Source organism: Calothrix rhizosoleniae SC01 (assembly GCF_900185595.1).
GTDB lineage: Bacteria > Cyanobacteriota > Cyanobacteriia > Cyanobacteriales > Nostocaceae > Calothrix_A > Calothrix_A rhizosoleniae.
On sequence record NZ_FYBH01000134.1, the window covers coordinates 1 to 9,734 of the forward strand.

7 protein-coding genes are annotated in these 9,734 nt (G+C 35.5%); all 7 read right to left on the reverse strand.

Annotated elements, in window-relative coordinates; genetic code table 11:
- Positions 1-256: 256 nt before the first annotated feature.
- A complete protein-coding gene (cas6, locus tag CALSC_RS08140) occupies positions 257-1,063 on the reverse strand; it encodes a CRISPR-associated endoribonuclease Cas6 (protein ID WP_088240870.1) in 807 nt (268 codons plus the stop codon).
- Positions 1,035-1,859, reverse strand: coding sequence for a type I-D CRISPR-associated protein Cas5/Csc1 (gene cas5d / locus CALSC_RS08145; protein WP_088240871.1), 825 nt, complete (start codon positions 1,857-1,859; stop codon positions 1,035-1,037). The genes cas6 and cas5d overlap by 29 nt, the downstream gene beginning before the upstream one ends.
- Before the next feature lie 208 nt (positions 1,860-2,067).
- Positions 2,068-3,060, reverse strand: coding sequence for a type I-D CRISPR-associated protein Cas7/Csc2 (cas7d, locus tag CALSC_RS08150; RefSeq protein ID WP_088240872.1), 993 nt, complete (start codon positions 3,058-3,060; stop codon positions 2,068-2,070).
- Positions 3,061-3,159: 99 nt separating this feature from the next.
- Complete coding sequence (gene cas10d / locus CALSC_RS08155) at positions 3,160-6,135, reverse strand: type I-D CRISPR-associated protein Cas10d/Csc3 (RefSeq protein WP_088240873.1); 2,976 nt, start codon at positions 6,133-6,135, stop codon at positions 3,160-3,162.
- 30 nt (positions 6,136-6,165) lie between these two features.
- Entirely contained in the window at positions 6,166-8,322 is a 2,157-nt protein-coding gene (gene cas3, locus CALSC_RS08160) for a type I-D CRISPR-associated helicase Cas3' (RefSeq protein WP_088240874.1), read from the reverse strand.
- Positions 8,323-8,469: 147 nt separating this feature from the next.
- Entirely contained in the window at positions 8,470-8,637 is a 168-nt protein-coding gene (locus CALSC_RS26345) for a hypothetical protein (RefSeq protein ID WP_159460582.1), read from the reverse strand.
- A gap of 839 nt (positions 8,638-9,476) precedes the next feature.
- On the reverse strand, positions 9,477-9,734 hold a 258-nt coding region (locus tag CALSC_RS26350), incomplete at its 5' end, for a hypothetical protein (RefSeq protein WP_159460583.1).

A 9,734-nucleotide genomic window follows, 5' to 3' on the forward strand; every position in this document is an offset into this window, starting at 1 on the left:
ATGTCCATTCCTATAGTTATTAATTATTCAGGAATTATGAAACCCAAATTTGTCATAGTAACCGAAGTAAGCAATTCCCAAGTAATATTATTTAGCACTACGCATATAGGTTAAGATATTGTTGAAGCACCAAACCTATGAGCAGTAAACTTATTACTCCTTCGGAGTGAATCCTGCGGATACGCTTCGCGAGCACCATTTGCTTTATGCCGGGGAACCTGTCCACCGCAATGGCTCACTTATTACTTATTACTTATTACTTATTACTTATTCTTGTTTGTCCCATTCCCATAGAAGTTTTGCGTCCTACACCTGAAAAAAAGGCAAAATTAGCGAGAATTGCAGCTATTTGGGCTTGCTTTTCATCTTTGAATCCATAGCGTACCCAACCTTGTGCACCAATTTCTGCACCACCTTCCATTTTGAGTGCGTGGGTTTTGAGTTCGTAAGCAGACACCAATCCAATCCATTCAATATCAGCAAATTTATAGGCTTCCGGTGCAAAAGCATTCCATCGTCTAAGCAATGAACTAAATACTAATTTAGGTAGAAGAAAAGTTTGAATACCTTGAGATTGTTTAAAACTGGTAGGAGACAGGAAATTCAGCTCAATGTTTTTCATTGCTGGAGCTTTAGCTAATAAACCATAATCCGTTGCTTCTGCTAAACGATGAGTTCCAGGTAAAGTATAGATATTACGAATTACAAAAGGGAATTTAGCTAAGATGACGGGTTTGTGTTCCTGTTGTTGTAAACCATCAAGCAAAGGTTCAATTAAATTCCCATCTAAAAGACATATTCGTAAATCAAACTTATCTCCTGGTTGACTAACTTTATGGCGGCGATTGCCTAATAAACCAGATAAACTTATAGGTGAAGTTTGGCTGGAATGAACTAATTTAGCCATTGTGGGAGAACCTTGCTGCAACCATTGCAATACCAAACCGTGAATTGCTCTAGAAAGAGTTGCTGGTATTTTTCCTTTCTCAGCAGCAGCTAATTCCACCACTAACGAATATAAATTAGTAGATTTTTCAGGCTGCAATATTATTTCTGGCTCCATAAAATGCCCCAATTGGTAATGTTAATTGATTTGGCAGTTCGGGATTTTGGTTTTTAAAAGCTTCCCAATTGTCATGATTATCCGATTCACTATTACTAGAATTACTAGAATTACTAGAATTACTATGATTTGATTGCCAATATTCTCCCATCAGTTGAGCTTGGCTAATTAAACTTACAGGAGGCATAATAATCCGATTATAAAGAAGAAGGCGAGTATTTATAGATAAATCTAGGGGATTTAAGGGATGATTACAAATGTAAGTCCCTGATTTATTTTTAATTAGGGAATTGGGTATTTTTATTACTTCGAGTTTAATTTTTGCTGCCCATTTACCTAAACGTATCCATCGAGGAAATGCGATATTATCAGGAGCAATAATATAGGTACGATATTTACTACCCACAGCTAATTCTTTAGCTCTACCATAATTAATAGGATAATTTTTATCCGCTCCTTTATCACCAAACTGCTTAGACTTTCCGTAATAAGCAACTTGAGCAGCTTTGAAAGTATTTATCTGATAAGACCAACTTATCGGTTGTGCTGGAAATACATAAATTTCCGCCTGGTTTAAATGTAGTAAATTTTGTTCCGAATCTTCATCTAAATAACTTGGTTTTTGTGCTTTTTTTCCTTGGAGACGATAGCAGTGGGGAATATAATTAACATTAAATAAAGCAAAACTTAACGCCCAATTATGTAAATATTTTTCAGTCTCATAGAGAATCCCCATTTCTCTAGTTGCAAAAAATACATTATCATGAAGTGTAAGTAGACAGTGATACAAAGCCATTTCAATTTTATATTTTAGACTTGAGATTCTGTTGTTTTCAAAAAAAGGACTACACAATTAACTTAGGAAATTATGAAACTCTAAAACCTATGAACAGTAAACTTTTAAAATTTAAATCATAAACTTCCAGATCAAACAAAACCGTATAATCCATAAAATCCGTGAAACCCGTGAAACCCGTGAAATCAGTATAATCCGTGATCAGCCTTTACTTCTTACCTTTTTTATTATTCTTAAGTGCTCCAAATGTAGAAGCATAAATCTTAGTTTGTTCTGACAGTGTTGTAATTACTTCTTTAAGTTCAGTCTCACTTTGATAAAGAGCATTTACTTCACTAACTAACTCCTCTAAATCCGATCCAAAAACAAGCTTAGTTTTTCGCACAGGTTCCAAATTAAGTAAATCATTCGCCACAGTATTAGCCTTAATTAATATATCACTAATAGGAGCATTGATATCAGCTTTCAAAGCATCATAAATTGCTTGTGTAAAGTGCAAATTACTAAAAATTTCCCCATCACAAAAAGCAATTCCCACCAGATGATTTTTCATCGTTCCAGTACGGGATTCTTGTGCGCCATAACGTCTAGTTCGTAACAGATTTCCTAGCACATAGAGAAAACCTTCATAGGTGCAATCGCGCAAAGTTTCGACAGTAGGAAAAGTTATCTCTGGTAAAATATGATCTTGTTCATTGATAGAACTCCGCATTTCTCCACCTTCACTCATAGTTCCTCCTTCAAAAGGCGCATTGAAGGTAAAGCTACGGTGTGCTTGTTCATATGAACTTAAAGAAAAGGCTGAGTCAGAATAAACCTTAGAGCGTTCGGAACCGCTATTACCAATTGCAAAGCCATAGATAATACAATCAGGACATTTTTTACAAGCTTTTTCGCTGCTATATTCGCAATATTTATCCTTATCTTCTGCATTAGCAGTGGTAATCTCTAAAGAGCGTAATAATTCTCTTCCAGCAAGCCTTTCGGGAGTTGTTTGTTTGCGCTTAAACATTACCAAACGACTGATTTTTTCTGAATTTTTCAATCCTGCTTGAGTTCGTGCTGTATTGAGAATTCCATCGGTTTGAAATACCGGGAAAGATTGACTATGACGTAGCATAATCAAGTGAACATATTTTCCAGATGCTAAGCGAGGGAAAGTAGCAGAAAATTTGGGTTGAATTTGTTCTAAAACGGTCATAATTTGTCTCCTTGGAATGTAATTATATAGGTTGTACTAGCCGTAAAATATCAAAATCAAAGAGAATGAGATTGAAGAGAAAATAATTTATTTTTGTGATTATTTGTCAGCAGATGAACTATTAGATTGAGATTCTTGAGAATTTTCCTGTAAAGCCAACCATCGGTAAGCGAACTCAACACCAGATTTGATCCGGTTACGGTTTTCTTGGAGTAATGCTCTATCTCCTTGATACTGTTGGTGAAATAGTTCTTTGACGCAGGTTGTCATAAAAGTATGAATGGCTTTGATTTCTTCAGCTTGTCTTATAGAGTAATCAACAGATTTATCCATAATCAATGGACGTTTATAGGGTTCTTGGCGTTCTAAAGCATCTTTAAGTTGTCCAGCACCTTCTAAAATCAAATCTTCATCATCAATTTCTTGGGGAACACTTAAAATTATTTCCAATGCTTTAGATATGGGAAGTAAAATAGTATGACTTGATTCACTCAAATTAGCTTGATAAAAAGTTCTATATTGTTGTACTAATTTTGTAATTAAGCTCATTAAATACCTGCCTCCATCACTATTTGTATATTTATCTTCTAAATGATTCATTGATAATATTTGGGCATATTCCCAATAACGATAAACTTCTTTATTACTAACATCTCTATTGTCCGCTCGTAGTTTTTGATTGGCTAAAGCAAATACATTCAAGATATTTGTGGTGACTTCACGAACTGTTTTAATAAAATCTCGCCATTTCCCATCTGGTGGTGAGCTGCGAGTATCTAAATGTAAACTGTAAGCTATTAATAAACGCTGTATTGCTGTTTCAAAATCTTGAATACGTAGGGAAGTTGATAAACCCAACAAAGTCCAAAAACCTGGGGGTGCATCCAGAATAACTGATTCATAAAAATCTTGGTCATTGTTATATAAAGGAACATTACTACTAGTGGCGACTACTTTCACTCCTAATAACATAGGAAGTGTTAAAGCTAAAAAAGCTGGTTGTATCCATGCATCAGTAAGGGTTTTACCAGTTGTTTTAGTATAAGTCATTGCCATAAATGGCAATTCTTCTTTCACATATTTTTCTGTTTGAAAACGTCCAGATATCGCTTCATCATTTAACCAATCTAAAGATTGTAAAGCATGATTATCCATTCCTGAATTAACCCACTGCTTACGGACATCCCACATATTAGCTCGTTTCATATTATTTACTAAAAGCTTAATTGCAGCAGCCGTTTGCGGTGAATAAATATATGCAGGAAAGATATATAAAAATATCGGTTGCTGTTCTTCTAATTTACCCGATGGTACACCCCAAAAAGCTTGTCTCAGCAACATTTCTAAAGACCAGATTTTAGAAATACCTCGCTTAATTTGACGACCACCCAAGGGATTTTTATTACTGTATTGTTGTGGCTTAAATAGAACTACAGAATCCATTTGGTCTTCGGAAATGAATTCACCAGAACTTAGGGAACAAATTGGTTGTTTGGCTGCTGTTGTTTTTGCTACAGTATATGATACAAATTCATCATTAAATGATAAATTTTCACTACCCCATCCTTTAACTTCTAGATATTGATGTAAATAGCTGGCAAAAACTTCTTTTGTTGGACTATGATATTCAGGAAGTAAATTATTCTCTTGCGCCCAAACAGCTAATTCTTGCGCCCATTGAGACATTTTTGCTGTAACTTCTTCCAGTGTTAATGTAGGGTTCGCTGCTACATAATGTGCTGCTGCTTGATACCAACCATAATTAACTCCTCCTGCTTGAAACTGTGTTTTTTCAGGAGATATTTGAGCAAAAATGTCTAAAGTATTCAGCATCCAACTAATATATTCAGGAGAATTGCCAAAAAATTCTTTCTGGATTAAAAAGATGAATTCAGCAATGCGATCGCAACGAATATCTGCAACTTTACTTAAGTAGTCTTTCTCGCTTTCACTTAATCCTAACTTCTCTAAACGTTTAGGAGTCGCAGGATTTTTAATATTAGTAACTTTTGTCTCAATGACTAAAGGAAGTTCTGGTATGATCTGCAATGGAGTAAACAATTCTAATGTTTGAGGAGCAACCTTTAAACCCTTACCATCTCGTTTAAATCCAATATCTCCCGTTAACATTTTACTACTCAAAACTCCGCTTATTTGCTGCCAAATAAAATCTTGGAGTTCTAAAGAATTAGGAGTTTGATAATCATGGGGTGCAAGGTAGATTATCCCTTGAGCAAAAAATAGAATCGGCTCCCATGCTAATTCTCTAGCAAATAACATTACTGCATTATGAATACCGTTACTGAGAATTCCAATAGTATCTCGCAAGCGATGATAAACCAGTTTTTTATTTATCCCTAAAGAACGTAAATGCTCTCGTAATCTATCACCTCCAGTTTTAGTATCAATATCACCAGGATCTGTTAAATGAACTGCGACATCACCAAAGGCTAAAAGATAGCGTAAAGGTAATTTTAACCGGCGATAATCTTGAATTGCAAATTCACCTTCTCCCCTTAACCAGTTCGCAGGAATAATATTAGTTCCATGTTTTAACTGTGTATTTTGAGCCAGGAAAGCAATATCAACAATATACTTTCGCCATTCCGACCAAAATAAATCAAAATTCAGTTTTTCTCCCAACTCTTCACATACTTTGAGAATTGCGGGAATATCATCTGAACCAGGAGGTTGGATTCCTTGAGAACGACAATGTTTGTCATAATCATGTAAAGTAATTCCCAAACAAAGCAGATATTTTTCAACTTCTGTCAGGGAATTAGCTGAATTTAAATAAGGAAGCAAATTCCAAGATGTAAGTAAAGCATTGAGTACGTGAACCATCAAACTTTGATCTGGTTTTTGCGACCATTTTTGAGCTTTTTCTCTAGCATATTTATCCCCAAGTTGAGATAAAATTTGATAGTGTGCTTCTTCAGAACCTCCCAATGCTGTAGTTAAAGAAAATTCTCTTTCTAACGCTGGTAGTATTGTTTCAACATAAGCACGTAAAATTGGGTCTGTATCTTCTGGTAAAGTCTCAATTAATAGAGTTTGTAGTAAACTTTGTGACATGATTTGCAAGCTTTTATAATAACGATTTAGTTAGAATATTAATGATTCAAATCGATGGCGGGTAAATTTTTTCAATCGCCATTTTAAGGACTCTAAAAGTAATGCATCTTGATTAAATGCACAACCATAAGCTTGCTCATCAGCATCTATGAGACGATATAAACCAAATAAAGAACTGAGTTTAACAGTTTTGCTAACTTCCCAATGACTATTAGCAGATTTTTTATTGACAGGAACTAAAAAAGCTAGTAGGTTCTTTTTTTGTAAACAATTAATGACATTTGACTGGGGATGTCCATCTAAACTCAGCTTCTTGATAAAACTCAATTCACAATATTTTAGTTCGCTGCTTTTACAATTACAATGCAAGGTTAAATTCAACCGTTCATCCAGCCATTCTTGAATACGGAGATAAACTTGGATATATTTTTCTGGAAATTCTTCCGCACCATAATTAAATTTAGATCCGGCTTGTAAAAAAGTATCCCTATCGATAACTTCTACCAATGCATAGGGTAAAAGTCTGAGTAAATCATAGGTGTAAAAGCTAGTACAAGAATTACTACTATCCCAAACCCCGGCTTGTAAACTGGAACTACCGCGAAAACGTAGGAGTTCCTGTTGTGTGGCTTTTCCCACATCATTATTTTGCATCCCATACCATTGCTTACTCACAGATTCGAGATTTTTGCTATAGATACGTTGCAAATTCTCCCTCATTGAATCTTGCAAATATTTACTTACCTTGGGATTTTCCCGACTCATGCGCCAAAACATTCCTTGTACTTGCAATGCACCCCAACGCTGACGATATTCATCAAACTCTTTGGGAGCATCAAAAGCATTAACAATCCCCTCATTTAATTGACTCCTGGTAATACTTTCCTCTCCACCAAGTTTGTCTTGTAAACTATCTTGTAAACGAGCCATTACCCAAGGAGTATGACCAGGAATTAAAATAAAAGCCTTATAATTATCAAAGCCTGAATGTCTCCCCAAACGTCCCAAACGTTGAATAACTGTAGCAGAATCACTACTCTCAAAAATCAATAAATGAATCCGAAAATCTACTCCCACATCAACAGCAGATGTACCTACAACTAAAACAGGCTGTTGGGCATTTTTTAACTGTTCTTTAGTTTCCTGTCTCTTCTGAGAGTCTATCCGCCCACTCACTTCTTTAACAATTATTTCTGGTAATAGTTTTTTCAATAAACGAGTGACTAAACCAGCCTTAGCTACAGAATTAACAATAATTAATCCCCTACCTGGTTCCTTTTCTTCATTTAATATCGCTTGAATTTGGGGAACCATTTCTGACAACCAGTTAGGAGTATCCGTATCCTTTAATTCCACAAACTCTAACTCTACCTTTTGGAGAATTGGTCGATATCCTGGAGTTTTTTGATTAACATAAATACCTTGCACACGCTTAACCGTAAAACCAGCTTGTTCCAGTTGTGTAATAAAATCTTCTTTTGGGGTAGCGGAAGTAAACAAAAATTTTCTGGGACGAGAATTATGATTCTGGCTGCAACGAATCAAAGTCATGCTATTAATAGCCGCAGTTTCCTGATGGGGACCAAAAATATGAAACTCATCAAATACCCATAAATCTGGCCATTCTGCTAAAGTCATAGGTAGTAAATCTCTACCAGAAGCAGGATTTTGATATTGATAGTGAGTGATGTAATGAAAAATATCGGGGTTGGTAAGTAAAACCGGCTTTTGTTCAATAGCTAGTAACAATTCTTGAAACTTATTACTTTTTTCCCCTTGCTGAACTCGCCGACTTAATTCTGCACCGTAGAGTCTATCAATACGTTCGGTTGGATCTAAATTAAATAATTTATGATATTCTTTTTGTTGTTCCTTTTGGTCTTCTACTAATTCGATAGTGGGATAAAGACTCATAATCCGAAAATTAGGATTCAGCAAAGTTGGTAAATTAGCTGCTAAACTTTTACCATCTCCAGTAGCAGAAGTATTAAAGATAATCTCTGCATCGCCATGCATTACCTCTGCATAAGTTTGTGCTTGATGAGAAGATAAGGGACAAGTACTATCTTTGTGAGGTTGAAAACTAGGAGCTTTTTCGGATACAATACACTGTTGTTGGCAGCCAAGGGGACATTTCCCCAATCCCTGATTAATTTGGGAGTAGAGAGGTTGTAGTTGAATTTTCACGATGGTTGGAAAATCTCGATGAATCTAAGATAGTCTTGATTTATGAAATGTTGTAGTCAAAAAATGATAACAATTCATTTAAGTTAGTGAGAGGTCTTCCTAGAAGGAATCTAGGAGACCTGGAAATCAGATGTTATTTTAAGTAACTTACTTTCTTTCGTAAACGACCCAACTGTTACGTCCTTGATGCCAAATCAACCAATCTTTGCAACCGACGATATTTTTGATCTGACAAGCCCGAATAGCGCGCTCGCAAACACCTAAATATTGCAACTGTTTAGTTGTAAAGGTGTTTTTTTTGGTATAATGTTTCATGGTAAAATTTCCTGTTTTCAACAGGTCTAAATTTAACTTCTAAACTTTGAAAAAAGACTATTTGAGTGAAGGTACTAGCTCACTCTCAATAGCTTAAGTAGGTAGGCGTAAAAAATTATCGTTTGGATAAGACAGGGGGCAGGGGGCAGGGAGCAGGGGGAAAAAGGGTTTTAGCCTTATTTACTTTTCTCCACATAGTTTGGTTTTATTGTGCCGACTTACTTATTCAAAAAGTTTAGTTCAACTGACTTTATTTAAGAGCGTCGTCTGAAATACCTTCAGACGACGCTTTATCGATTTACATATATTAGACTATACAGTATTTTTGTGTCAATAGAGACTAGGAAAATATACAAGAACCAGAAAAACGCCAACGATAGGGGTAAGACCCTTCTCTATCCCCTACCCTCACCTCACCAAAGGACTTTTTCCACAAGCTCTACTTATCCAGCTATAATTTTGTAACTAAAGTGTGTAATACTTTAATTGGCAAGAGTTAGACAGAACAAATTAGATTGCCGAATGAATACTGCTTTGCGGGATTGAAACCTTGTTTATTTTTCTAGTCTAACTCTTCCACTCCTAATCATTGATCTTCCCACTATTTATAGCCTGTTTGCGTTTGTCTCATTTTTATAGGCTGAGTGATACACATATTTATTTACGCTTTGGATAACAGTCTACTCTCATATCTAATATTGAAGTTAGAAACTCCAATTATCGACAATTTAAGTTGCATTATTTTATGATGTAGCTAAGTTAATTTTTGACGGGGGAAAGCGGGGGCGAAAACCCTAGGGGCCTGGTCAGATCGCTAGAAACTTGATAATTGAATAGTTTCAGCTTTTTGTACTTTGATTTTTACCTTTTTGCCAATGGCTGAAATCGGGTTTTTTTATTTCCCCGTCAAAATCAGTCGTGGAAATGCCTCTATTATTGAGTTCTAGGTGGCAGACTTTCTTATTAATGAATCCTGGAAACGGGATTGAAACATTGCGAACAGATGCTACTTTAAATATTTCGGCTCCTTTCTTATTAATGAATCCTGGAAACGGGATTGAAACATCATCAACAGCCTTAAGCTTAAGAGCATTTTT